Below are 24,965 nucleotides of genomic sequence, written 5' to 3'. Positions count from 1 at the left end.
GGGGAAGGCTCAGGTCTTGGGTCAATGATTGAAGACAAAGCATTATCGCGGAAAGTCATACTTGAGCCGTGCTCATACGTCCAGCGCCGGTCTGCAGAAAGGAAATGCCCCCGTCATAGGTCACGCGCAATGCCGTTAGTATTCCGGTTGCATAAGCGCCAGTATCGATGGCTATCCGGTTCGGGTGCACCTCGGGCGCCTCAACGACGGTGTGTCCATGCACGACGATGGCGCCATAATCGTCGGTGCTGCCCAGAAACTCGCCACGGATGCGGGTCAGGTCGATATCATTCTGAAGGGAAACCGGCACGCCAGGGCGGATTCCGGCGTGGGCAAAGATGACGCCTGGCATGGAACAGGCTGTCGGCAGGCTCTCAAGCAGCTGGAAGTGCTCCTCCGGCACATAGCTCCGCAGCAGGGCAGACGCTGTTTTCGGGCTGCGCCTCATGTTGTCGATTTCCTGCGCGCTCAGGCCATAGGAGAAGAGAGCTTCCTGACCGCCATGGGCAAGCCATGCCATATTCGCTTTCGGATCTTCGAGAAAACCGAGCATCATCAACTCATGGTTTCCGGCCAATATGATGCGTTCCATGCCGCCGCGGGGCGGGGCCAGCATGCGGTCTAGGATCTGCGACGAGGCGGGGCCGCGGTCCACCAGATCGCCAAGCAGGATCATTTGCGCGGGGCCGGGAAAGAGGGCGGCGTCGGCCAGGATCATGGCCTCAAGCTCTTCAAAAAGATCAAGGCGGCCGTGAATGTCGCCGATGGCATAGAGCACCTGAGGCCGGTCGTCGTGAATGATGACGCGCGGATTGCCTGATTCTTTCATGCTGTTGCGACCGGAAAGCAGGCTGTTAAAGGCTGCCAGCAAGCGTTTCAAGACGGCCCCCCGTTCTCTGCGCTCTGGCGCCCGGCACGCTCGCTGGCACCGGCATACCCGAGACCTAGCAGAATGACGAACAGGAAGGTGACCGCCTCGATCTCCAGACTGAAATCGACAAACGAATGGACGGCCCCGAGAACAATGGCTCCCGCTGCGGCGCAGATTTCGATCTGCCTTTTGCCGCGGCGCAAGATCGCGCCCAGCAATGAAATCATGATGACGGCTATGATGACCATCGGAAGAGAGCCGAAAACGATACCCATTTCGCTCCAGTGGGCGAGATAGGTGGAATGCGCCCTGTCATAAACAACGGCAGTGGACTGGGGCATGACGTTGTAAAGTGGATAGGCGGCTTCAAAGCTGCTGGCGCCGAAGCCGAGCAGAGGCCTGTCCTGGATCATCTTCAAGGTGTTCTCATAGACGGCAAGGCGGACATCAGCATCTCGCTCTACGGTCAGGCTGCGTTCCAGCGTGCCCTGTCCATAGACGGCGATGATGGCAATGGCACCCGCCACCAGAAGGGCAAGTCCGGTCAGTCGTCCGCGCAGGGTGGACAGGCGCAGCAGAATGGCCGTCACAAGGCCGCATCCTGTTGCAAAGAGCCCCATGCGCGAGTTTGAGGCGGCAAGAGCTGCCGTCATGATGAGGAGGGCGGTCGCCGCCAGCACCTGTGACGAGGAAATTCTGAAACCACGCTTCGGCAGGCCGCTGCGCTGGCCCACGCCCCGCAATTGCGGCGGTGGAACGCCAGGTTCATCTGCCGCCGGGGGCAGGGCAAGCAAGGCAGCCAGAATGGCCCCGAAACCGATGAACGTTGCAAACGAGTTGCGGTTCACGAAGGTGCCGGTCGCATCGCCCATATACTGGCTTTTTTCGATGAAGAGCACCCCGTCACCAAGATAGAGCAGAGCAACGATGGCGTAGAGCGCCTGCAGCGTCACGATGCCTGTCAGAAACAGGGTGATCCGCCGCGCCCTGTTCTTGCGCACACCGGCCTGGGCGGCAAGGAAGAAGAGGACACCGTAAGACAGCCAGCGCAGGAGTGCCAGAAACGTGTCGCCGGGAACCAGACTGGCGGTACCGATTTCAAACGTTGCGCCTGTCTGCCCCTTGAAGGTGAAGCTGCCAATGGGCAGAATCTGGAACAGCATGAATGCGGCGACGCCGAGGAACGGGATTGTCAAAGGCCATGCCGATGACAAGGGCAGCCGCAGGGTGCCACCGCCGGAGCGGCCAAGCTGGAAGCAATACCAGGAGAACACGAGCCCCAGAACCAGCGCCCAGAGCGCCCAGAAAACGGGCCTGTTGCTGCCGAGCGGCACCGGCGCGGCGAACATGACAACAATGAGAATGCGGCCTGCCATGTCATTGAGGCGCATTGTGCTGCTGCCACCTGCCGACAGGCTGTTTCGGGAAGTTCTGGTCCTGCTGGTCAACATCTGATGATCTCTGAAAACACTGTTCTTGTCTCGTTGAGGCTTGTCAGGAATCCTGACGGGACAGTGCACGCAACTGCTTTAGAAACTGAGCCTTCGCCGTATCTGGCAACTTGTCTATAATGCCAATCAATGCCTGTCCGTTTTCTCCGTGCTGCTTGTAGATCTCAGCCAGCCGGGCAGGTCCATTCCTGGACATTGCCAGCAACGTCACATCCGGCACAAAGACAGCCTGAGCTGCCTCGCCCATCCCGGAAAGCCTTGGCAGCAGAAAACGGATACGCGAGACCGCCAGCCAGCCTTCGCCGGCAGAGGCCTCCTGAGAGCGCCTGAGGGCCGCTGCGGCGGCAGGCATATCCCCAAGGGCGTCCTGTGCCTTTGCCTGAATGAGCCAGGCAAGCCCATCTGCCGGGGAGGACGCGTTCACGTCCTCTGACAGGGCGAGGCAGCTGCGCGCGCCGGCCAGCCGTTGTTCCTGAGGCAGCAGCCGTGCATAGACAGAGGAAAGTGCCTCGTCACAATCGCGCATCAGAAGTTTGTTTGCGTAGGTTGAGTGGCTGACATGGGCGGTGCCGTTGTAAAGCGGTTCCAGCCGTTCTGCCATGTTGCCGGAGCGGGTGAAGAAGGCACTGCTTTCGCCAAGCACGGCATCGAGGCCTGCTGCGGCCATGCATAAACCGGCGAGAGCGCCGGCAAATGCGCGGCCGGCGGGGAAGTTAACTCTACGGGAGGTCAAGGCTAAAATCACTCTGCATTTTCGCCTGCGATGCAAGCTTAACGTGAACCTGAAACCATGGTGATGCGTCTAGCATGACCGTGTCTGTCATCCACATCACGATATCGCGTATTACACTGAAAAACTGAATAGAAGCGGAAGGCGGCGGTGCCCAGATCCACCCCGAGAATGCCGGAACGCCGGGCTTGCGCTGCGCATGAATGGCGGTAACCATGAAGGCAAGGTGGGTTAACGAGATCTTTAAAAACTGATGACAAGTGTTAGAGGGTATGGCATACAGGAAATTGAGAGATGCCCGACGTTACGGCATGCGCGTTTTTGCGTGATTAAATTTATAGTTTAGGAGACACGATATGGCTCTTTTCAAGCTGATCAGTATGGGCGTAGCTGCCGCGATGATCGCAGGCGTTTCTGCACCCGCATTTTCTCAGGCGCAGACTGTCGAAACCGCCGTTGCCGGTTGCGCTTCCGGTGGTGATTGTGCAGCTCTGGTGCGCGCTGTTCTCGCTAACGTTCCTGCTGCCCGGCGTGCCGCAGTGATTGCGGATCTGGCTGCCCAGCTTGCCGAAATTCCGGGTGCCGGTGCCAATGTGGCTGCCGGGATCGAAGCTGCAGCCGAATTCAGCGCTGATCCCGGCCAGCGCGAACAGCTTGCAAACCTCGCTGATACCGTTTCCAGCAACACGGGTGGCGGCAATCAGAACAACATCGACACCGAGACGGCTGCCAGCGGCGGCTAATACCGGCGTCTTCTTGCTGTTGCAGTGCCAAGAGGCGTTGTAACTGGTAAAAAGATCCATTTTTTGCAAGGCGCGCCAGCAAGGGCGCGCCTTGTTTTATATGGCTTATCTGCTTTACGCCCAGCCCCTGCTTTTTGAGAGGCTGAGCATAGGCCAGATGTGCCTCTGATGATTAGGCAGACCAGTCCAAAGAGACCTGCCAGAGGCGGGGGCGTTGAAGTTGACGGCCACAAAAGGCGCCCCTGATATTGATCAGGGGCGACGTCATGTCAGAGCGTCTTGGGCTGCAGACTTACGCGGTCTAAAAGTCTTGAGATACGGTGTGGTACGAATGCCGCAGAGGCACTCATGTTGTGTTCCTGGCCGGGCTCAGAGCCGTTCCCAAGTGCTGGGGTCTGACGAGGCAATGGCAAGCCAGCGGTAGTTGGTCTGCTCGCGGGTGACAACTTCGTCCTTCGTATTGTCCAGGACGAGGTCCCCCTTGCTGGTGCGAACCACAAGAACCGCGTGACCTTCCCCCTTGCGGGTCTTGACAACGGCCATGCGCAGGGCGCCTGCCGGAATGCCCATGCGGATCAGGCGGCTGCGCTTGGTCAGGGCAAAGTCTTCACAGTCGCCGGCTGCGCCGCCAACCTTCCAGATATCGCGCTCGTCCTGCTTCCACTTCATTGAGCGGTTCACGGACAGGTTCACCCGTTCGATCTTGGCGGCAAGGGCGGCCGAGTAGGGAACCGACGTTGCGCCCTTGGACTTTCGGCACTCGGCACTGTTACGCAGGCAGAAGATCTGATAGGCCAGCGGCGCGCGAACAGTGTTCTTCGGCTCGGTGCGCGAGATTTCGGGGTCTCCAAGTGTACGGGCGCCGCCAAACCAACTGGCCTGTGCAGGTTGATATGCGATTGCACTGAGCAAAAGCGCCGAGGCCGCCGCTGCGAGTACTTTCTTGAACATGACCGCTTTCCCATCTTCTAATGGTGGAAGCTGCAGCCGCCGGTGAGACACCTTTCAGCGCATGCCTTTCCCTTGATCCTGTATCCGTTGATACAGCGTCTCCTCCTGAAGCCATTTTAAATGGATAGGGACAATTTTACCGAACTGCGCTTTTTCTGGCACCTGAAGAGAAATGGGGCAGGGCAAGGGAGCTGCTGCGGAAGTTCAAGCCTTGTTAATGATTTCCAGTCTATGAATCGAATTGCTCAAATGCCGTGGATCTCCACCGGGCAGCAGTGCCTCCGGAGACGGGCATCGGCAGTCGACCGGTGTGGAGTATGTGATGACTGGAACCCTTGTTCTGAGCCTTCTCGGTGGCGGGATCTATTGTGTCATCGCCGGTTTCTTTCTGACCTTCTCCTTCGCCGAGCTTGTTGAAACCCGCAATTCTTCGCGCCTTTCCGCCGCACTTTGCGTGGTTTCCGCGCTGTTCTGGCCCGTTGCGCTTGCCATTGCGACACTGGCCGCGCTGACGATGCGGCCCAAGGCTGGTGCGGTCCTCCGTCAGCAGGTGCGCACAAGCGCCGCAAACCAGTCTGCAGAGCGTCTCGCAGCCTGAGGTCTGTCCGGGAAGTTGCTGATTTCACTCGCAACTTCTGCCACCAATTTCTGCTCGCACTTCGTTGTTTTCCTCTGTATGAGAAGAGCAGTGTAAAGCGTGGGGATCTGGGGTGACGGAGCTTGGCCAAATGGCTGCGGCGGATGAAGCTGCCATCGATTGCAAGCCTCTGATCAGCCTCGCGCTGGAGGCTGGCCGGGCTGTTCTTGCCATTTATGCAGGAGCGCACGAAACGGCTGAAAAGAAAGACGGATCACCCGTTACGCTGGCTGATCAGGCCGCTGAGGCCCTTATTCTCAAGGGCCTTGCGCAGGCTTATCCGGATATTCCCGTGATTGCCGAAGAGGCTGTTTCGGCAGGGCATGTTCCGGCCGCTGCAAGCCGTTACTTTCTTGTAGATCCGCTGGATGGAACCCGCGAGTTCATCAGCCGCAACGGCGAATTCACCGTCAACATTGCACTGGTCAGCGGGGGCAAGCCTGTCGCGGGTGTCGTCTATGCACCCGTCCCAGGTGAGATCTACTGGACCGGCGGTGGTGAAGCACGCATGGCGAAGGTCAGCGCGGAAGCTCTGGATGCGGGGGAGGGCGTGCCGATGCACGTCCGCGCTGCACCTCAGACCGGCCTGACGGTGCTGGCCAGCCGTTCCCATGCCTGCGCGCGCACCAAGCAGTTGATTGAGCAATTGCCCGTCTCGGATGTCACGTCCGCGGGATCTTCATTGAAATTGTGCCTGGTGGCGGCAGGACGCGCGGATGTCTATCCGCGCCTGTCGCCGACCATGCAATGGGATATTGCTGCCGGTCACGCGGTTCTGCGCGCAGCCGGCGGAAGGGTTTTGTCTCTGACCCCGGGCGGGGCAGAGGCCACGGAACTCGCGTACCACGCTCCCGCCTCCCGGGATGGCAGCGGGCTCGAGAATTCCGCTTTCATCGCAATCGGCGATCCGGAGCTTGCTCCGTTGGTTCTGAAAGCAAGTCATATTTGATTAAATGAGGTTACCGCCATGCGCGTGACAATGATTGGGACTGGGTATGTCGGGCTTGTTTCCGGCACCTGCTTTGCGGATTTCGGTCATACGGTCATCTGCGTCGACAAGGACGCCAGCAAGATTGACGCCCTGAACAAGGGACAGATCCCGATCTATGAGCCGGGCCTGGCTGAACTTGTTGCCAAGAACGTGCGCGAAGAGCGCCTGTCCTTCACCACCGACGCGGCAGACGCCATTGCCGGTGCCGATGCGGTGTTCATCGCCGTGGGCACGCCGTCGCGCCGTGGCGATGGCCATGCGGACCTGAGCTATGTCTATGGCGCGGCAGAAGAGATCGCCGCCGCCATCAAGGATTTCACGGTGGTGGTCACCAAGTCCACCGTTCCGGTGGGCACCGGTGACGAGGTGGAAGACATCATCCGCCGCGTCAACCCGGCAGCTGATTTTGCCGTTGTGTCCAACCCGGAGTTCCTGCGCGAAGGCGCGGCCATCGAGGACTTCAAGCGTCCGGACCGTATCGTCGTCGGCACGGATGATCCGCGTGCCGTCGAGGTGATGCGCGAACTGTACCGCCCGCTTTATCTCAACGAGACCCCCATCCTGGTGACACGCCGCCGCACGTCCGAACTGATCAAGTATGCCGCAAACGCCTTCCTCGCCGTGAAGATCACCTTCATCAACGAGATGGCCGACCTTTGCGAGAAGGTGGGGGCCAACGTTCAGGAAGTGTCGCGCGGCATCGGCCTCGACAACCGCATCGGCTCCAAGTTCCTGCATGCAGGTCCCGGCTATGGCGGCTCCTGCTTCCCGAAGGACACGCTGGCCCTGTCCAAGATCGGCCATGAGGCCGGGTCTCCGGTGCAGATTGTCGATACGGTGATCAAGGTCAATGATGACCGCAAGCTGGCCATGGCCGACAAGGTGATCCGTCATCTGGGCGGTGACATCGCCGGCAAGACGGTGGCCGTGCTTGGCCTTGCCTTCAAGCCGAACACCGACGACATGCGCGAGGCGCCGTCCATTCCGATCATCAAGCGCTTGCAGGAAGCCGGCGCCACGATCCGCGCCTTCGATCCGGTGAGCATGCACGAGGCGTCCAAGTCCATGACGGACGTGATGTTCTGTGACGGTCCATATCATGCGGTCGAGAATGCCGATGCGGTGGTGATCATCACGGAATGGGACCAGTTCCGTGCGCTGGATCTCAACCGGCTGAAGTCGATCATGCGCACGCCGAATGTCATCGACCTGCGCAACATCTACCGTATGGAAGACATGACCCAGCGCGGCTTCAACTACGTCAGCGTGGGCCGCAGCTACTGATATCTGTCAGGTCTCATGAAACAGCAATGCCCCGGCGATAAGCCGGGGCATTTTCCGTTTCGCGGGGGATTTGACTCATCGAGCATTGGCTAAGCCCGTGCGGCGCTTCAGCCTTTTCAAGGCGTGATGCGTCAGCATCGAAAGCCTTGGTATCAGTTTCCGTCCATGACCTCGACGGTGACGCGGCGGTTGAGCGCGCCGGTGCGGCCGAAGCGGCGGGTTTCGCCGCCGGTGACAATGGTGATGCTGTCGGCGCTGGCGCCCTGTTCCTTCAGGAAGTCTGCCACAGCCCGCGCGCGCGCATCGGCCAGGGCCTCGTTCATCTTGCGCGGGCCGGCCATGCTGCTGAAGCCGGTCACCTCGAGCTTGCTGCCCTCCTTTGCACTCAGCTCCGCCAGCGTCTTCAGCGGCAGGCGTGCTTCTGCGGGCAGGTCCGAGCGGTTCAGCGGAAAGCCGGTCACATTGAGGCGCTTGGGCGCGCATTTGGCTTTCGGGCTCGGCGTTGCCGTGTTGGTGGACGCCTTGGACTTCGGCGCATTCGGCACCTTCTCACCAGCGGCAGGCACCGTTGCCTCCGGTCCGGGGGCCTGAGGAGCGGCCGGGGAGGCTGACGGTGCGGGCGTGGCTTCAGCCTGTGCTTCCGGAACCTTATCCGCAGGGTCGGGTCCGGCCTGAGTCTGTGCCTCCTGTGCTGGCGCTTCCGAAACCGGGGGCGTTTCCCCTTCGGTGGACGTGTTGTCCGCGGTCTTGGCAGAAGCTGACAGCCAGCCGCTGGACGGCGGTTCAATCACGGCAAAGCTGGAATTGTTGCTCAGTTTCGGGCGGGTCGGGCCTGTCGTGTCTTCCTGTGGCAGGGCCTTGTCCGTGACCTTGATGTCCTGAGGCGGAACCTTGACGCAGCCGACCTCCGCCGACAGCACGTAGAGGTTCCGGTCCATGGCCGTGCCTGCGCCGCCCCATTTGTCATTGGTGAAATGGACGGAAAAGGGCAGGTTCTTTTCAAGATCTGCAGAATCGACGGTGACCGTGACTTCCTTCTGATGATCCTGCCAGTTCTTGAGCTTTGAGAGCTGCCCGTCTGTCGATGTATCGATTGCATTTTCAACAGTGCCCTTGGCTATTTCCTGATCGCCATATCTGATTTCGTAGGCGGGCGGGCCGTCAAATGCCTCGCCGGCTAGAGTGAATGTAACGTTTATGCTCCCGGCATTTGCCGGGAAAACGATCAGGGAAACGCCGGCAATTGAGATGGCGGCGAGCCGGGCGAGAGAATAACGGGTTGAAATCATCTGGTCCGCTCCGCGAATAAAAACTGGAGCTTCATTAAGACCTGAGAATACGGCGGCAAGATGAAGCCGCAGGATGGTGTTCAGGCCTCCTGCGCGGCCACCTCCGGCTCGCGGCACACATCCACCCAGATGGCATCCGTCAGTTCGGCCATGCGCTCCGGCGTGATGCAGACAGCGGCATTGACGGCACCGGCAGCCGGATAGACCACATCAAAGGCCTTCAGCGACACATCGCAGTGGACCTTCAGAGGGCGGGCAAGGCCGAAGGGGCAGACACCGCCAACCGGGTGGCCGGTGATCTCTTCCACCACATCCAGACCCAGCATCTTCACCTTGCTGCCAAAGGCGGCCTTCGCCTTCTTGTTGTCGAGACGGGCATCGCCGCGTGTGACCAGAAGGATCGTCTCGTCACCGGCGGCGATGGAAAGAGTCTTGGCGATCTGGGCGGGTTCGACGCCAAGGGCAGCGGCAGCTTCCAGCACGGTGGCGGTGCTGGCATCCTTCACCATCACCTCGATGTCCGGTGCCTTGCTGGCAAAGAAGGCGCGTACGCTTTCAAGGCTCATAGTCTTCCCCTACAACTCTGGTGATGATCTGCGTACCGAACCGTTCGGTTCGTTTCCGGGAGAGTAATAAGCCGCCGCCGGGCTGTCCAGCCCTTCGCCTCACATGTGCTGCGTCCCTGCGTCCCTAGGAATGGAAGCCTTTCCTGAGCGGGCGGCGGCGGGCAGCGCCGTCCCGGAGGCTTGGCTCCTGAGGCAGATGGAGGCCGGAATGTCAGCATCAACAACCATGCGGTCAGGCAAAGTGGGCGCTGGCGCGGAAGGTCGGGGGCAGGGGGTGCTCAGGCTCCTTGCAGCAAAGCTCGGCGGCAAGGGCCGCACCAACAAGATGGGCGATGCCAAAGCTGATCTTGAAGCCACCGGTGGCGGCAAAGATGCTGTCGAGGCCGGGAATGCGGCCAACAAGGGGATCGCGGCCAAACGGCTTTGGCCGCACCCCGGCCCAGGTCTCCACAAGCGCGCGGCCCGCAAGGGCGGGGCAGAAGCGTATGGCACGGGCGAGCAGGGCCGCGGCGGGCCCCGCCTCCGCTTCGGTGTCCGTGCGTCCGGCAATCGCGGTGCTGCCGATAGCGACGGTGCCGTCCCCGTGGGGCACAACGTAGAGGCCGTCGCAGTAGACGGCGGGCATGCCGGAAAGATCGGGGGCGGCAACGCGCAGGGCCTGTCCCTTCTCGCCCTCGCCAAGCGGCTTGCCGGTCATCGCCTCCAGCATGGCAAAGCTGGAAAAGCCCTGCGCCAGAACGATGGCACCGGCGCTCAGCACCTGGCCATCCGCGAGGGTGACGGAAGGGGCGCTGCCGCTGACACTGGCAACGGGCGCGCCGGTGATGAGGCGCCCGCGCGCGGAAAAGGCCTGCGCCAGCGCCTGAAGATAGCGGCGCGGGCTGATGCGCGCGGCCAGCGTCTCACGCACAACGCCAAAGGGGGCGGCCTCGGGGGCAAGCCAGGCAGCGTGGTCCCCCGCCTCCTCGATCTCGTAGGCAAAGCCGGTCGCAGAGGTGTTCCAGTGCGTCCGCGCCTCAGCCGCCCGGGCGTTGTGGTGCGCGAGAAGATCCGCCGTGGTGATGGGAAGAACCCGGCCGCAGCGGCGGTAGCCGGTCTCAAGGCCCGTCTCGGCCTCAAGCCGGGCAATGTGCCCCTCAAGACCGGCAAGGGCATGAAACTGAAAGGCCTTCTTGGCATTCCAGCGGGCGGGCATATGCGGCATCAGCGCGCCAAGAACGCCCCCACTGGCGCCTGACCCCACCTGAGCTGCTTCCACCAGTGTGACCGACAGACCGGCCTCTGCCGCAGCCCGTGCGGTGGAGAGGCCGAAGACGCCAGCACCGATGACCAGAACATCCGGTGCCCCCTGAAGGATGGCGGGGCTGGGCTGCTGGGTCATGCGGGGCGTCCTTGGCTTGGGCTGATGGCGCGGGCTGAGGGATGGATTGGCTTTGACATATCGTCCGGAAGTGATGCAATCCAAGGCAACTGTCACGAACCGATCAGTAGCGCATGACACAGGCAGGGCAAGAGGATTTGAGTGCGGTATTGCCGCAGGCAGGCACAGCGCCGGAGCTGGAATGGCTGGAAGACGGAGTGCCCCGCGCCGGGCGCTTCGGCGACACCTATTTCTCCCGCGCGGGCGGTCTGGCCGAGACGGGCCATGTGTTCCACGCAGGCAATGGCCTGCCGCAGCGCATGGCGGGGCGTCAAGGCTTCACCATCGGCGAGCTTGGCTTCGGCACCGGGCTGAACCTTCTGGCGACGCTGAAGCTGATCCGGACGCTGGAGGCGCCGCCGCAGCTGACCTTTCTGTCCTTCGAGGCTTATCCCCTGACGCTGGCGCAGCTGGAACGGGCGCATGCGGCCTTTCCCGATGTGGCCGGGGAAGCAGCTGAACTGCGGCCGGCACTTGCCGGCATGGCTTCAGATGACGGCGCCCTGACGCCGGGCTGGCATCTGGCGGCGATGGACGGGGCGCGCCTGTGGCTTGGCATTGGTGACGCGCGCAGCTTGCTGCCCGAGCTGACATCGGGACGGGGGCCTGAGGGGCTTTTGTCCGTGCTGCCGGTCGAGGCGTGGTTCCTCGATGGCTTCTCCCCGGCGAAGAACCCGGAGCTTTGGAGCCCGGAGCTGATGGCGTCTGTGCATGGCCTGACGGCAGCGGGCGGCACCTTTGCCACCTATAGCGCCGCCGGATGGGTGCGGCGAAACCTTGAGGCGGCGGGCTTCGAGGTGGAGCGCATCAAGGGCTTTGCGGGCAAGCGGCAGATGATGCGCGGCGCCCGGCGCTGAGCGCTTCCTGCCAAGGCTTTCGATGCTGATGCATTGCGCCTTGAAATGGCTCAAGCGCCGCGGGGGAGTTGGTATCAGAAGCCGATGGAGAGACGCCCCGTGGCGCTCCAGCTCTGGCTGCTGGCGCCAATGCCGGACACCTGGCCGCCCAGATTGAGGCTGGCCCCCCGGCGGCCCGTGAAGTTGACGCCGAGGCTGGCGCTGGTGAGGGCAGACCAGGCTCCGGCCACCATTGGCTCGGTGTTCGGCTGGCTCAGGTCGAGGGCCTGCGAGTAACGCAGGTTGGCATAGACGCCCGCATAGGGAGAGGCCTTGATATAGGGGGTGAGTGTCTGGGTGATGCTGGCCCGCGCGCCGAGGGTCGTGCGCCCCAGAAATACATCCATCGCCTCCATTGAGGTACCGTTGCTGGCTGTGAAGCTGCCGTGCCGCTCATAGGCGCCGTAGAAGCGCGCTTCCGGAGAAAGGGTAACGGGACCAAATGTCTGACGGCCTGTCAGGCCGGCGCCCACGAGATAGCGTGAGCCGGAGAAATTGCCGCCAATGCCATCGGAACGGCCCTTGTAGGTGAGGCCCGACCATGCGGCCATGGTGGTGAGCGTCAGCGCCGGGGTCAGGCGCCAGCCGGAATAGCTGCCAAGGGTGGTGCCTTCGCCGATGAGGCCGGATTTTGCGGAGCTGTAACCGTAATCGAAGCGCTCCGAACCGGCCATTACCCCGAGGATTGTATCCGGAGCCACCCGGTATCCGACGCCTGACAGTGCATTGATCTGACTGCCGGTACTGTCCGGGCCACCGCTCAGCCAGCTGCCACGGACGGTGGCCCAGGCGGTCCACGGGCGCTGCACCGGTAGGGGCTGGCGGGTGGCGGCAAGGGCCAGCTTTTCATCCATCCGCAGCTTGCGGAAGAGCTCCCGGTTGCGCGCCGCGTTCTCCTTGGCGGCGATGCCTTCGCCAAGGTTGAGGGTGATATAGCCGGGGGCTGCCGCGAAGAACTTTCCCCTGCCGAAGCCGGCGCCGATGCTTCCGCTCACCACATCGCTCATGGTGCTGGCCGAGGCAGCGAGAGCGGAGAGAGAGGCACGGCCCTGTGCCTCCCGGAAACTCCGGATGCTGGCAGCTTCCGGGCTCAAGGGGGCGGTCTCGGGCGACGGAACACAGGCGGCGGTAACCGTGACGGTGTCGAAATAGAGCCCCTCAGTCCGGAACTGCAGCGTCAAGGCACTGTTTTCCCGCTCAATGCTGCGGGTGATCGTCATCGCACCGGAGGGAGCGGCGGATCTGGGCGCTTCGCCGGTTTCGGACAGGGTGTAGCGATAGGGCGTGCCGCTGTTCGGGGTGAAGGTGATGGTCACCGTATCCCCACTGCCGAACCCGGCTGCCGTCCGCTCAATCTGATTGAGATTGCCGGACATGGCGTTGAAATGCCCGGCGTTGATCTCAAGGCACCCTTGCGACACGGCCTGTGCATTGGCCGGTAGCTCTCCTGCCAGCAGCAGCACGGCAGTCATAAAAAGACTGCACCGCATGCGCCGGTAACTGTAGAGCGGGTGAGGCACGGGGAAGACTCCGTGAATTCCTAAATCAACAACAAGATCTTCTCTTTGCCGAAAACTGGCAAAGCGGCGCTTGGCGGAAAGATGGACTGTCTGTTTGGTGTTTGTATGGCGATCTTGCAGAAAAAATGTTGCAAGTAATTCTGAAATAGACGGATATCTATTGATGCGGAATTTTTTGCGTGCAGCGAGAAACGGCTTTGTGACGACTGCAAAATAAAAATGCCGCCGGAAGGTCCGGCGGCATCTGCGTCAGATGTTGGAAGAAAATCAGCCGCGGCCGATGAAGGGCATATTTGTGGCCATCACGGTCATGAACTGGACATTGGCCTCCAGCGGCAGGCTGGCCATATGCAGCACCGAGCTGGCGACATGGGCGACATCCATCACCGGTTCCGGGGCGATGGTGCCATTGGCCTGCGGCACGCCTTTCTGCATCACTTCGGTCATGTCCGAGGCGGCGTTGCCGATGTCGATCTGACCGCAGGCGATGGAGAAGGGCCGCCCGTCGAGCGAAAGGGTGCGGGTGAGGCCGGTGATGGCATGCTTGGACGCGGTGTAGGCAACAGAACCCGGACGCGGCACGGCGGCGGAGATGGAGCCGTTGTTGATGATGCGCCCGCCCTGCGGCGACTGGCGGCGCATCATGCCGAAGGCGCCACGGGCGATGAGGAAAGCGCCGTAGACGTTCACGTCCAGCACCTTGCGGAAGTCCTCCGGCTTCATGTCGTCGATCAGCGTCGAGGGCAGGCTGATGCCGGCGTTGTTGAACACCACGTCCAGACGGCCGAACCGCTCGCCCAGACGGGCAAAGAGACCATCGGTGAAGCTTTCGGTGCTCACATCTCCGGCCAGGATCAGCGCCTTGTCAGCGGCAGTACCCGAGCGGGCGAGTGTGTCCGCCAGCGCATCCTCCCGGCGGCCGGTGAGAACCACATTCGCGCCAGCCTTCAGGAAGGCAATGGCGGTGGCACGGCCAATGCCGGAGCTTGCGCCGGTGACGAGAACGGTCTTGCCGGTGAAATCCATGAAACATCTCCCATACGGCCACAAGCCTGTGCGGCCATGTTGTCTGACAACTCCGGCTGCAAGCTAGCCCGCAGGCCCGCCCTCCGGCAAGACCGGAAGGCGGCAAAAGTGTTCTGCAACAAGGGAAAGCTATTCCGGCGTGGCAAGCGCCGCCGCATCTGCCTGGTTCATGCCGAGGCGGACCTGGGCCAGATGCTCCACGTGGGCGCGCAGATCCGCCGAACGCTTCATCAACGCGCGGAAATCGGTGGCCGAGAGCACCAGCAGATTGCAATAGCCAAGGGCAACCACATCGGCACTGCGCGGCTGGCCGGTCAGAAGGGCGATTTCGCCCACCACGTCACCACGTCCGACAGCATGAGTGCCGAAGGCTGTGCGCACCTCTGCCGCTCCTGATGAGATGAAATAGGCTGCGTCGCCTTTCTCGCCCTTGCGGATGATGTACTCGCCGGGCGTTGCAAAGCGCGGGCGCATCAGCCGGACGATTTCCTCACGCTCGGCATCCTTCAGCCCTGAGAAGAACGGGTTCTGGGCAACGAGATCACGGGTCTTCAGGCCAAGGTCCAGACGCGGGCGGCTGCCGCCGGTGGTGCGGCGCTGGGCCAACTCGTGCTTGAGGTCGTTGTACAGCTCGGTGCCGATCAGCGTCTGGGTATAGGCGTCGGAATAGGCCGCCTCCTCGAAGCGCTGGCCGGTGCGGCGCAGGAAGTCCAGCTCCAGCGCATCGGCATAATCGGGATATTGCAGGCGCATGGCATCCAGCCCCTGGACGATGTCCTCGCGGCGGATGTCGAGGGTTTCGTGCAGGATCGAAGCCACGCGGTCGCCCAGCAGCGGCTTGATGCGGTTGCTGTTGAACTCGATCAGCTCATTCAGGACGATGCGGGTCAGCAGCAGCCGTTCGAAACGGTCGGCCACAAGGATGCGCAGCGGCAGGTCGATTTTCAGCCAGCGCTGGGTCCACTGGGCGAGGCGGAACAGCTTGCCGAAGGAGACGATCCGCCGGGCCGAGCGGTTGTAGCCGGTCCGGCCCTTGGTGCGCGCCTGATCGGCGATCCGGCCGACAATGGCCAGGTGGCTGGTGATGGTGCGGTTGGAAACCGTGCCTTCGCGGAAATGCTTGAGAACGAACACCCTTTCCCGGTCGGCAAGGGCGATGAGGCCCAGCAGCACGCGCTCGCGGTCCATGATGTCTTCGGCAAAGGCATTGATTTCTGCCGCTTCGGCCGAGCGCGCCGCATAGTCATCGCTGACCTTGCGGGCGATGGCATCCGAAATGGAATAGGCGTGCGCGGCCTCGTCCACCTCGTCGCGCACGTCCGAAAGGGAAAGAGCCTGGAACTGGTGCCGCAAAGCCTGATCCAGCGGCGACAGGGTGTTGAGCTTCAGGATCTTGATCAGGGGCTTCAGCGTGGTGCCGTAGATCAGCAGAGTGAAGAGCACGAAGCTGGTCGCCAGAACGGCCACGAAACGCTGCACATCATCCGGCAGGGTCCGGTGCTCGGTGATGGACAGGGCAAGGATCAGCGTCACCGCGCCGCGCATGCCGCCCCAGAGAATGACGGTCTTGTAGCGTGTATTGACCGGTTCGCTGAGTTTCATCACCTCAAGCAGAGGCATGATCCCGAATATGACCACCGCGCGTGCGGCAAGGGCGGCAACGATGAGGACGACCAGCAGCAGGGCGTCCAGCATGCGGAAGCCTGTCAGCAGCTCTGGGATCAGGATCGAGGCAAGCACGAAGATGAGGGAACTGGCCCAGAAGGCGATCTGCTCCCACACATCATGCAGATAGGACCAGGCATCCGGGGTGATGCGAGCCGGGCCGTAGAGATTGAAGACGATGCCGCTGGCGACCACGGCGACCACGGCCGAAACATCCGCCAGCTGCTCGCTGACCACGTAGACGAGATAGGGCAGGGCGACGGAGAAGGTGACCTGCGCCAGCTTGTTCTCCTGCATCATCGGCAGGAAGGCGACCGCCCCGCGCCCCGCAATGAGGCCCAGAAGGATGCCGCCGATGAAGGAGCGGAAGAAGGTGGCGACGGCTGCCATCGGCTCGGGGGTCTGCGCCCCGGTCAGCATGCCCAGCAGGATGACGAAGAGCACGATGGCGGCGGCGTCATTCAGCAGACTTTCCCCCTCAACGAGGCGTCCGAGGCGCCCCGGTGCACCGATGTCGCGGAAGATGGAGACAACGGCCACGGGGTCCGTGGTGGCGACGATGGCACCCAGCAGCAGGCAGGCCACCAGGGAAACGCCCGCCAACGGGAACAATGCAAAGCCGATGATCGCGGTCGCCACCAGCACGGCGATGACTGCCAGCAGCAGGATCGGAACCCAGTCTTCCAGAATACGCCGCACGTCCAGCGTCAGTGTCGTCTGGAAGAGCAGCAGCGGCAGGAAAACGTAGAGCACCGTCTCGGAATCGATCGGCGGATCGACAAAGACATAGGCCAGCGCGTTGAATGTGTCGGTGCGCGGCGTATAGAGCAGATAGGCCGCGAGCACGCCGATCATGGCCCCCACAGCTGCAATGAGGACGCTGGGCGCAAGGTCAAGCCGCCGCGCCAAAGGCTGCAGCAGGGCGATGACAACAAGGAGGCTGGCGAAGGCCGCGATGACGACAGGAGTGTGCATGTGCCTATCTTGGCGGGCGATGTGGCAAAATGTGGTTAAAATTCTCTGCCTGGCAGCTTTGAAGGCAGTTTTTTTATGTGCTTAGCCTTCACCTGACGCAGAGGCGGCCTCCGGTGGTTTCCGCCGCTCGGACAGCCAGATGCCGGTGAACACCAGCCCCAGCGCAAGGGCGTGGTAGAGGTGGAAGGGTTCGCTCAGGATCAGCACGGCCAGAATCGCGCCGAAGATGGGCACCAGATTGATGAAGATACCTGCCCGCGCCGGGCCGATCAGTTCCACGCCGCGCATGAAGAAGATCTGCGACAGGAAGGACGGAAAGATGGCGATGAACAGCACGATCAGCCAGCCCTTGGGTGTCGGCCACAGGGCATTTCCGGCCATCACCTCATAGATTACCGGCGGAACGGAGGCGGCGGCGGAAATGAGCGCCATGACGCCGAAGAAGATGGCGCCGGGCACCAGCGGCCGGTTGCGCAGGGCCAGCGTATAGCCCGCATAGAAGACGCAGGCGATCAGCATGATGCCGTCGCCCATGTTGATCTCCAGCGCCGCCAGATTGCTCAGATCCCCCTTGGCCGCCACCAGAGCGACGCCCGTCATGGTGACAAAGATGCCGGCAACCTGCAGCGCCACCACCCGTGTGCCGAAGGCAATCATCGCCCCGATGAGCACAAGGGCAGGCATGGCGCCCTGGATGATGCCAAGATTGACCGCAGAGGTTGAATGGGCGGCAATGTAGAACAGCATGTTGAAGCCCACGAAGCCGAAGAGGGCCATCAGCGTCAGATGCAGGAAATAGGGGCGCATCTGGGGCCAGTGGGTGGTGATGCCCTTGCGCATGGTCACAAGCACGATGCTGCCGACGATGGCCCAACGCAGGAACACGATGACCATGGGCGACACTTCGCCAATCGCCATCTTGCCTGCCACCGAATTGCCGCCCCAGGCGAGTGTCGCCAGCATCAGCATGAGAACGGGACGGTCATAGGCGCTCCGCAGGAGGCGTGAAAGCGGCTGGATCATGATGGCTCCATGACGGACGCCCCCGAAAGGAGGTTCCGGCGCCTGCTGGCGCTTCTGGCTGGAAGGTCGGACGTTGCGCGGTGTGCTTAAAGACGTTGCACGGCTGATCCGGTGCTGGCAAGCGGCTCGTGCCTGAAAATTCCTCTCTGCCTTGCGTCTGCATCAGGTCCGGCCAGTTCACCAAAGGAAGCCCGGCGATGTGATTTGTTCCCTCAGGGAAAAGGTCATGTGGGATTTCGTTGGATTGACGCAAAGCCTGCTCGCGGAGAGAGTGCGGGCATGATGCGGCGGGATGTGCCGCAAGAGGTGTTTGCACAGGGCGGTTGCCGGGAGCTGGACATGACGGAACGGATTGAAATCGATGGCCTGAAGATTGCGCGCGCGCTTCATGACTTCGTAAATGATCAGGCTCTGCCGGGCACTGGCGTCAGTCCGCAGGTGTTCTGGAGCGGCTTTGCGAGCATCGTGGCGGATCTGGCGCCGGTGAACCGGCAGCTGCTGGAAAAGCGTGACAGGCTGCAGGCCGCCATTGATGCCTGGCACCGGGCCAATCCGGGCGTGCCGGACATGGAAACCTACAAGGCCTTTCTGACGGAGCTGGGCTATCTGGTGCCGGAAGGCGCAGATTTTGCGGTTGGCACGCAGAATGTTGACCCGGAAATCGGCGAAGTCGCCGGGCCGCAGCTGGTGGTGCCGGTGATGAATGCGCGCTATGCGCTGAACGCGGCCAATGCCCGCTGGGGCTCGCTCTATGATGCGCTGTATGGCACCGATGCCATGGGCACGCCGCCCGCCGGCGGTGGCTATGACGAAGCACGCGGGGCGCAGGTGATTGCCTATGCCCGCAAGGTGCTGGATGAGGCGGCGCCTCTGGCGGAAGGCTCCTGGTCGCAGGTGACCGGGCTTGCCGTTGAAGGCGGGGCGCTGGTCTGTTCGCTCATGTCCGGCAAGACCGGGCTTGCCGCGCCGGAGCAGTTCGCCGGTTACGCAGGTGAGGCTCAGAACCCGGAGAAGATCCTGCTGCGCCGCAACGGCCTGCATCTGGAAATCCTGCGGGACCGCACCCACCGGATCGGCGCCACCGACAAGGCAGGCATTGCCGATGTGGTGGTGGAGGCGGCGCTGTCCACCATCATGGACTGCGAGGATTCCGTTGCCGCCGTGGATGCGGAAGACAAGGTGACGGTCTATGCCAACTGGCTGGGCCTGATGAAGGGCGATCTGGAAGACACGTTCGAGAAGGGCGGGCGCCAGATGACCCGCCGCCTCAACGGCGACCGGACCTATCTGTCGCCGCGAGGAGACACCTTCACGCTGCATGGCCGCTCGCTGATGCTGGTGCGCAATGTCGGGCATCTGATGACCAACGATGCGGTGCTGGATGCGGATGGCAACGAGGTGCCGGAAGGCATTCTCGACGGCATGGTGACGGCGGCCATCGCTCTGCATGACATCGGGCCGAAGGGGCGCCGCGCCAACAGCCGGGCGGGCTCGGTCTATATCGTCAAGCCGAAGATGCACGGGCCGGAAGAGGTGGCCTTTGCCGATACGCTGTTTGCGCGCATCGAGGACGTGCTGGGCATGGCCCGCAACACGCTGAAGATGGGCATCATGGACGAGGAGCGCCGCACCACGGTGAACCTGAAGGAGTGCATCCGCGCCGCGAAGGACCGGGTGTTCTTCATCAACACCGGCTTCCTCGACCGTACGGGCGACGAGATGCACACCTCGATGGAAGCCGGACCGATGATCCGCAAGGGCGACATGAAGGCCGCTGCGTGGATCTCGGCCTATGAAGCCAACAACGTGGATGTGGGCCTGGCCTGCGGGCTGCCGGGCCATGCGCAGATCGGCAAGGGCATGTGGGCCATGCCGGACCTGATGAAGGCGATGATCGAACAGAAGATCGGCCACCCGATGGCTGGCGCCAACACCGCCTGGGTGCCGTCGCCCACGGCAGCGGCGCTGCATGCGCTGCATTACCACAAGGTCAGCGTCGCCGCCCGCCAGCAGGAGCTGAAGAGCCGCCCGAAGGCGAAGCTGGAGGACATTCTCTCCATTCCGGTGGCCACACGGCCGAACTGGAGCGCGGAAGACATCCAGGCCGAACTCGACAACAATGCCCAGGGCATCCTCGGCTATGTGGTGCGCTGGGTGGATCAGGGCATCGGCTGCTCCAAGGTGCCGGATATTCATAACGTCGGGCTGATGGAGGACCGGGCGACGCTGCGTATCTCCTCGCAGCACATCGCCAATTGGCTGCGCCATGGTGTCTGCTCACGCGAACAGGTGATGGAGACCATGAAGCGCATGGCAGCCGTGGTGGACCGGCAGAATGCCGGTGATCCGGCCTATCAGCCGATGGCCGCAGATTTCGACGGCTCCATCGCGTTCCAGGCAGCCTGCGATCTGGTGTTCAAGGGCGTTGAGCAGCCCAATGGCTATACCGAGCCGGTGCTGCATGCCCGCCGCCGCGAAGCAAAGGCCCGCCAGCGCGTCTGAACCTGCTGCAAGAGGAAAGCAAGAGGCACAGGCACGCGATGCCTGTGCCTTTTTCATGAGGCAGACATGGCGGAAATACGCTGTGATTCTCGATATTTTGCCGTTCTTTCCGCAGGGGTGTGGAGCGGTTGTGCCGTTTTGGGGCGTCTCTGCGTAGTTTCGATGAACATTGTAAGAGTTTGGTGGTGCTCATCTAGACAAGTTCCCTGCCGCCCTCTCATTCGGCTTGAAAGCGCAATGGGACAAGCATACCTTGGCGTTAGTACAGAACGCATAACGCGCCCCATCGACACTGTGCCACCGGTACGAGAAGAGCCAGAAGGCTCCCGGTGCCGGGCCCCGGTTGCAAGGCCTGCAGCCGGGGAGACAGAACGGAACGTGTTTGTTTCCAGTCCCATGCAGGCTTTCGCCTGTTCTGGAGACTGAGGAGACTGCGCTGACTGTCCGTCTTGGGCTGGTCACCTGTTTGAAGAAGGCAACCTTGCAGCTGAGGCAGCGGGGTTGCCGTTTTCTTTTGCGGCCGCGCCCGGTGTTTTGTCATCTGACGGGCATAGTGCCTTGCGTTCTGCTGTGCCCGCTGTAGCCTTGCCGCAAACGGGGTGTCGCGGATGGAAGCGGGGCTGTCACCATGCTGATTGCGGAAGGGCTTGCCCGCAACGAGCGGATCGATCTGGCGCTGGCCTGCTCGCTTGCTGCGATTTCAGGCGCGCTGAATGCGGCAGCTTTTTACGCTGTCGGCTTCTTCTCGGCCAACATGACGGGCAATGTCTCGCTGTTTTCCGACAAGGCAGCTGAGGGCAACTGGCTGCCGGCCCTGTTTTTCCTGACGATCGTCGTGGTGTTTATCGCCGGTGCTGCCGTGTCCGCCCTGATGATCAGCGCCGGGCGCCGCAGAGGCAATATCGGCATCTATGCCTACAGCATCTTCAGTGAGGCCGTTCTGCTGGCGGCGCTGGCGGCGGCGGACCTGTGGCTGCTGGCCGAGTGGCGCAGCACGGTGCTGGTGCTGGGCCTTGCCTTCCTCATGGGGTTGCAGAATGCCACGGTGACCCGCATTTCCGATGCGCGGGTGCGCACGACGCATGTGTCGGGCATGGCGACGGATATCGGCATCGAGATCGGCGTTGCCGTTGATATTGCGCGCGGGCGCGATACGCAGACGGATGCGTCCCACAACATGGCCAAGCTGCGCCTGCACGGGGCAACGATCCTGTCGTTCCTCGCTGGAGGCGTGGCGGGTGTTCTCGTCTACCGGGAGATCGGGGCGGGGCTCTTGTTCATCTGCTCCGGCGCGCTCAGCCTCATCGCCACGCGGGCCATCTTCCATGTGCGCAAGCGCAGCCGCCAGAACGGCGCCTCGGGCGCCGGCGCCTGACCGCTCAGGAAAATTGTCCGGAGCGGCCAGGTAAAACGCGTCAGATCATGCCTTGGCCAGTTCTTCCAGCACGCGGGCCCAGGAGCGGATGCCCTTGTGGAAGCTCTTCAGCTCGTATTTCTCATTCGGCGAGTGGATCTGGTCGTCATCAAGACCAAAGCCGATGAGCATGCTGTCCATGCCCAGCATCCGCTTGAAATCACCCACGATCGGAATGGAGCCGCCCATGCCGATGAGAGCCGCTTCCTTGCCCCATTCTGCCTTCAGCGCGGCCTGACCCTTGGCAATGGCCGGCATGTCCGGGTTGAGGGAAATGGCCGGGCTGCCGTCCTTGGCGATGAAGTCCACCGTGCAGTCTGCCGGGACCTTGGAACGCACATAGGCACGGAAGGCTTCGCGCACCTTTTCCGGGTCCTGATCGCCAACGAGGCGGAAGGTGAACTTGGCGTGCGCCTCTGCGGGGATCACCGTCTTGGAGCCGGGGCCCTGATAGCCACCCCACATGCCGTTCACTTCGGCGGTGGGACGGGTCCAGATATGCTCCAGCGGCAGGCGGCCCTTTTCACCGCGCGGATACTTGAGGCCGATCTCGCCGAGGAATTCCTCCGCCGAGAAGTCGAGCTTCGACCACATGGCGGCGAGGCTCTCCGGCAGGTCATGCACGCCGTCATAGAAGCCGGGCAGGGTGATGCGGCCATTCTCGTCATGCAGGCCCGCAATGATGCTGGCGACGATGTGGTTCGGGTTCTGTGCCGAGCCGCCGTAGCTTCCCGAGTGCAGATCGCGGGCAGCGGCCTTGACGATGATCTCGTCTCCCACCATGCCACGCAGCATCAGCGAGATGGCCGGGGTGTCCCGGTCCCACATGCCCGTGTCGCAGACAAGTGCGAGGTCGCAGGAGAGCTCGTCCTTGTTGGCTTCGAGGAAGGGATGCAGCGAGGGCGAGCCGGATTCCTCCTCACCCTCGAACAGAATGGAGACATCCACCGGCAGATCGCCCGTTTCGGCGATATAGGCGCGGGCGGCTTCGACGAAGGTCATCAACTGGCCCTTGTCGTCGGCGGCACCGCGCGCAACGATCATCTTCGAGCCATCGGCGCGGGTCACAATGCGCGGCTCGAAGGGATCAGTCTCCCAAAGGTTCAGCGGATCGACCGGCTGCACGTCATAGTGGCCGTAGAACAGCACATGCGGGCCGGGCTTGCCGGACTTGCGGTGGCCGACGACCATCGGATGGCCCGCCGTGTCGCGCACGCTTGCGGGAATGCCGATGCCGGTCAGTTCTGCCGCCAGCCACTCGGCCGCCTTGCGGCAATCGGCCTTGTAGGACGGGTCGGTGGAGATGCTGGGGATTTTGATAAGGTCGAAGAGGCGCGCAAGGGCGTTGTCGAGATCCGCGTCAATGCGGGCGAGAACCTTGTCGATCTGGCTCATGAAGAGGCTCCTGGGGTATGTCTGCCATCAAGGGGCAAAAGGCGGGGGGCGAAGGCATGGGGCCTTGCTCCGGTTGCGCCACAATGGCGGCATCGGACAAGCGGGGCAAGTGTGCTGCGGACAAAGGACACAGTTGGCTGCGCCCTGCGTCAATCCGTTCCTTCCGGCCAAATTGCATCTGGCCGCGCCGGTGCTAGGATCGCCGGTACAAGCTGAAGGAAAAACTCATGTTCTCCATCTCCCGCCGCGAATTCCTGACCGGGACTGCCGCAAGCCTTGCGGCCTTCGGGGCGGGCGGCCTCGCCGCAAGCCGGGCAAAGGCGGCGGATTTCGTGCTGCCGATCCGCCCTTGCGAGCATGAATTGCGCCCCGGCATCGTCACCCGCGGCATGATGGGCTTCGGCGAAACGGGCGTGCCGCCCGTGCTGCGGCTGAAGCAGGGGCAGCCCTTCATTGTCGATGTGCAGAACCAGCTGGAAGAGGCTTCCGTGGTGCATTGGCATGGCCTGCGCATCGCCAATGCCATGGACGGCGTGCCCTATCTGACGCAGGACCCGATCGGGCCGGGACAGAGCTTCCGCTATGAGCTGACCGCGCCGGATGCCGGCACCTTCTGGTATCACCCCCATTGCAACACGCTGGAGCAGATGGCCAGAGGGCTGACGGGCACGCTGATCGTGGAAGAGGCGGAAGATCCCGGTTTTGATCTCGACCTGCCGCTGAACCTGCGCGATTTCCGGCTGGGCAGCGACGGGCAGTTCATCGAGTTCTACAAGCTGCGCAATGCGGCCAGAGGCGGCACGCTGGGCACGGTCTCCACGGCAAACTGGCAGGAAGAACCCGTCTATGAGGCTCCTGCCGGCGGGCTGGTGCGGCTGCGCCTGATCATGACGGACGTGACGCGCGTTGGAACCTTTGCTGTGTCAGGCGGCGAGGCGCAGGTGATTGCGCTCGATTCCAACCCGCTGGCGTCTCCTCTTTCCGCAGACAGTATTCTTCTTGCCCCCGGCCAGCGCGCGGATGTGGCGCTGCGCATGCCGGACGGGGAAGGGCAGGAGGTGCTGGTGACGCTGGCTACCCAGAAGGGGCCGCGCGTAATGGCCAGGCTGAAGGGGCAAGGACAGAGCCTGAAGCGCAGTCTGGCGGAGCTGAAGCCGCTGCCCGCCAATCCCGTGCCGCTGCCGGATCTGGCTTCTGCGGAGACAATCGACTTCGTCTTCGGCTGGACGCCAGACGGTACCGCCCCGCAGCCCAGCATCTGCGGCACGCTGGGGCTGAACTTCTGGTCGATCAACCGTGTGGCCTGGCAGGGGGACACGCCGGGGCCGGTCGATCCGCTGGCGGTGCTGCGCAAGGGCAAGTCCTATGTGCTGCGTCTGCGCAACGAGACGCAGAACGACCACCCGATCCACCTGCACGGCCTCTCGTTCCAGCTGCTGCGCTCCAACAAGCGCGAGTTGCCGCCGCTGGTGACCGATACGGCGCTGCTGATGGCGCAGGAGACGATCGAGGTTGGCCTTGTGGCCGATAACCCCGGCAACTGGGCCTTCCATTGCCATGTCATCGAGCACCAGAAGACCGGTCTGACGGGATATATCGCCGTTGAGGCGTGATGC

20 protein-coding genes are annotated in these 24,965 nt (G+C 62.6%); 8 read left to right on the top strand and 12 right to left on the bottom strand.

The genetic code is table 11. The annotated features are described in order from the left end of the window. Positions 1-55: 55 nt before the first annotated feature. The 3 genes from H163_RS21980 to H163_RS0101945 all read right to left on the bottom strand — a co-directional run bounded on the left by H163_RS21980 (position 56) and on the right by H163_RS0101945 (position 3,091). Positions 56-829, bottom strand: coding sequence for a metallophosphoesterase (locus tag H163_RS21980; protein ID WP_147290397.1), 774 nt, complete (start codon positions 827-829; stop codon positions 56-58). Between the two features lie 47 nt (positions 830-876). Beyond that, complete coding sequence (locus H163_RS0101950; RefSeq protein ID WP_019962858.1) at positions 877-2,262, bottom strand: O-antigen ligase family protein; 1,386 nt, start codon at positions 2,260-2,262, stop codon at positions 877-879. 103 nt (positions 2,263-2,365) lie between these two features. Continuing rightward, positions 2,366-3,091: a hypothetical protein gene (locus H163_RS0101945; RefSeq protein WP_147290398.1), complete on the bottom strand. Its 726-nt coding sequence runs from the start codon at positions 3,089-3,091 to the stop codon at positions 2,366-2,368. 317 nt (positions 3,092-3,408) lie between these two features. Here H163_RS0101945 and H163_RS0101935 point away from each other — a divergent pair, with 317 nt between their 5' ends. After that, positions 3,409-3,795: a hypothetical protein gene (locus H163_RS0101935; protein ID WP_019962855.1), complete on the top strand. Its 387-nt coding sequence runs from the start codon at positions 3,409-3,411 to the stop codon at positions 3,793-3,795. A gap of 369 nt (positions 3,796-4,164) precedes the next feature. On the opposite strand, the gene H163_RS0101930 is transcribed toward H163_RS0101935, so the two are convergent. Continuing rightward, positions 4,165-4,746: a transglutaminase-like cysteine peptidase gene (locus tag H163_RS0101930; protein ID WP_019962854.1), complete on the bottom strand. Its 582-nt coding sequence runs from the start codon at positions 4,744-4,746 to the stop codon at positions 4,165-4,167. Between the two features lie 322 nt (positions 4,747-5,068). Between H163_RS0101930 and H163_RS0101925 the strand changes: the two genes are divergently transcribed. The 3 genes from H163_RS0101925 (at position 5,069) to H163_RS0101915 (ending at position 7,658) form a co-directional block, all read left to right on the top strand. Further along, entirely contained in the window at positions 5,069-5,344 is a 276-nt protein-coding gene (locus tag H163_RS0101925; protein ID WP_019962853.1) for a hypothetical protein, read from the top strand. 130 nt (positions 5,345-5,474) lie between these two features. Further along, the gene (cysQ, locus tag H163_RS0101920; protein WP_051105297.1) at positions 5,475-6,332 is read left to right on the top strand and encodes a 3'(2'),5'-bisphosphate nucleotidase CysQ; all 858 of its coding nucleotides are present in this window, start codon (positions 5,475-5,477) and stop codon (positions 6,330-6,332) included. 18 nt (positions 6,333-6,350) lie between these two features. Then, positions 6,351-7,658 (top strand): UDP-glucose dehydrogenase family protein, encoded by a 1,308-nt coding sequence (locus H163_RS0101915; protein ID WP_019962851.1) that lies wholly within the window; start codon positions 6,351-6,353, stop codon positions 7,656-7,658. A 152-nt stretch (positions 7,659-7,810) separates the two neighbouring features. On the opposite strand, the gene H163_RS23535 is transcribed toward H163_RS0101915, so the two are convergent. The 3 genes from H163_RS23535 to H163_RS0101900 all read right to left on the bottom strand — a co-directional run bounded on the left by H163_RS23535 (position 7,811) and on the right by H163_RS0101900 (position 10,894). After that, positions 7,811-8,947, bottom strand: a complete 1,137-nt coding sequence (locus tag H163_RS23535; RefSeq protein WP_019962850.1) for an OmpA family protein — start codon at positions 8,945-8,947, stop codon at positions 7,811-7,813. Between the two features lie 80 nt (positions 8,948-9,027). After that, the gene (locus tag H163_RS0101905) at positions 9,028-9,513 is read right to left on the bottom strand and encodes a YbaK/EbsC family protein (RefSeq protein WP_019962849.1); all 486 of its coding nucleotides are present in this window, start codon (positions 9,511-9,513) and stop codon (positions 9,028-9,030) included. A 232-nt stretch (positions 9,514-9,745) separates the two neighbouring features. Next, positions 9,746-10,894 carry an NAD(P)/FAD-dependent oxidoreductase gene (locus tag H163_RS0101900; protein ID WP_019962848.1) on the bottom strand — a complete coding sequence of 383 codons (1,149 nt, stop codon included), beginning with the start codon at positions 10,892-10,894 and terminating at the stop codon, positions 9,746-9,748. A gap of 113 nt (positions 10,895-11,007) precedes the next feature. On the opposite strand from H163_RS0101900, the gene mnmC2 reads away from it, so the two are divergent. After that, the gene (mnmC2, locus tag H163_RS0101895; protein WP_051105296.1) at positions 11,008-11,790 is read left to right on the top strand and encodes a tRNA (5-methylaminomethyl-2-thiouridine)(34)-methyltransferase MnmC2; all 783 of its coding nucleotides are present in this window, start codon (positions 11,008-11,010) and stop codon (positions 11,788-11,790) included. A gap of 74 nt (positions 11,791-11,864) precedes the next feature. Here the strand turns inward: mnmC2 and H163_RS0101890 are convergent, their stop codons facing one another. The 4 genes from H163_RS0101890 to H163_RS21965 all read right to left on the bottom strand — a co-directional run bounded on the left by H163_RS0101890 (position 11,865) and on the right by H163_RS21965 (position 18,038). Continuing rightward, positions 11,865-13,301 (bottom strand): autotransporter outer membrane beta-barrel domain-containing protein, encoded by a 1,437-nt coding sequence (locus H163_RS0101890; protein WP_019962846.1) that lies wholly within the window; start codon positions 13,299-13,301, stop codon positions 11,865-11,867. Positions 13,302-13,616: 315 nt separating this feature from the next. Further along, complete coding sequence (locus tag H163_RS0101885; protein WP_019962845.1) at positions 13,617-14,375, bottom strand: SDR family oxidoreductase; 759 nt, start codon at positions 14,373-14,375, stop codon at positions 13,617-13,619. A 129-nt stretch (positions 14,376-14,504) separates the two neighbouring features. Further along, the gene (locus H163_RS21970; RefSeq protein ID WP_019962844.1) at positions 14,505-17,015 is read right to left on the bottom strand and encodes a cation:proton antiporter; all 2,511 of its coding nucleotides are present in this window, start codon (positions 17,013-17,015) and stop codon (positions 14,505-14,507) included. A gap of 81 nt (positions 17,016-17,096) precedes the next feature. Then, a complete protein-coding gene (locus H163_RS21965) occupies positions 17,097-18,038 on the bottom strand; it encodes a DMT family transporter (RefSeq protein WP_019962843.1) in 942 nt (313 codons plus the stop codon). A 339-nt stretch (positions 18,039-18,377) separates the two neighbouring features. Between H163_RS21965 and H163_RS0101870 the strand changes: the two genes are divergently transcribed. After that, the gene (locus H163_RS0101870; protein WP_026355345.1) at positions 18,378-20,540 is read left to right on the top strand and encodes a malate synthase G; all 2,163 of its coding nucleotides are present in this window, start codon (positions 18,378-18,380) and stop codon (positions 20,538-20,540) included. Between the two features lie 628 nt (positions 20,541-21,168). After that, complete coding sequence (locus tag H163_RS0101865) at positions 21,169-21,915, top strand: YoaK family protein (protein WP_019962841.1); 747 nt, start codon at positions 21,169-21,171, stop codon at positions 21,913-21,915. Positions 21,916-21,960: 45 nt separating this feature from the next. On the opposite strand, the gene H163_RS0101860 is transcribed toward H163_RS0101865, so the two are convergent. Beyond that, entirely contained in the window at positions 21,961-23,349 is a 1,389-nt protein-coding gene (locus H163_RS0101860) for a dipeptidase (protein WP_019962840.1), read from the bottom strand. A 227-nt stretch (positions 23,350-23,576) separates the two neighbouring features. On the opposite strand from H163_RS0101860, the gene H163_RS0101855 reads away from it, so the two are divergent. Further along, positions 23,577-24,962, top strand: a complete 1,386-nt coding sequence (locus tag H163_RS0101855; protein ID WP_019962839.1) for a multicopper oxidase family protein — start codon at positions 23,577-23,579, stop codon at positions 24,960-24,962. Positions 24,963-24,965: the final 3 nt, after the last annotated feature.

The organism is Pannonibacter phragmitetus DSM 14782, assembly GCF_000382365.1.
GTDB lineage: Bacteria > Pseudomonadota > Alphaproteobacteria > Rhizobiales > Stappiaceae > Pannonibacter > Pannonibacter phragmitetus.
This window is presented reverse-complemented; position numbering and strand designations above follow the sequence as displayed.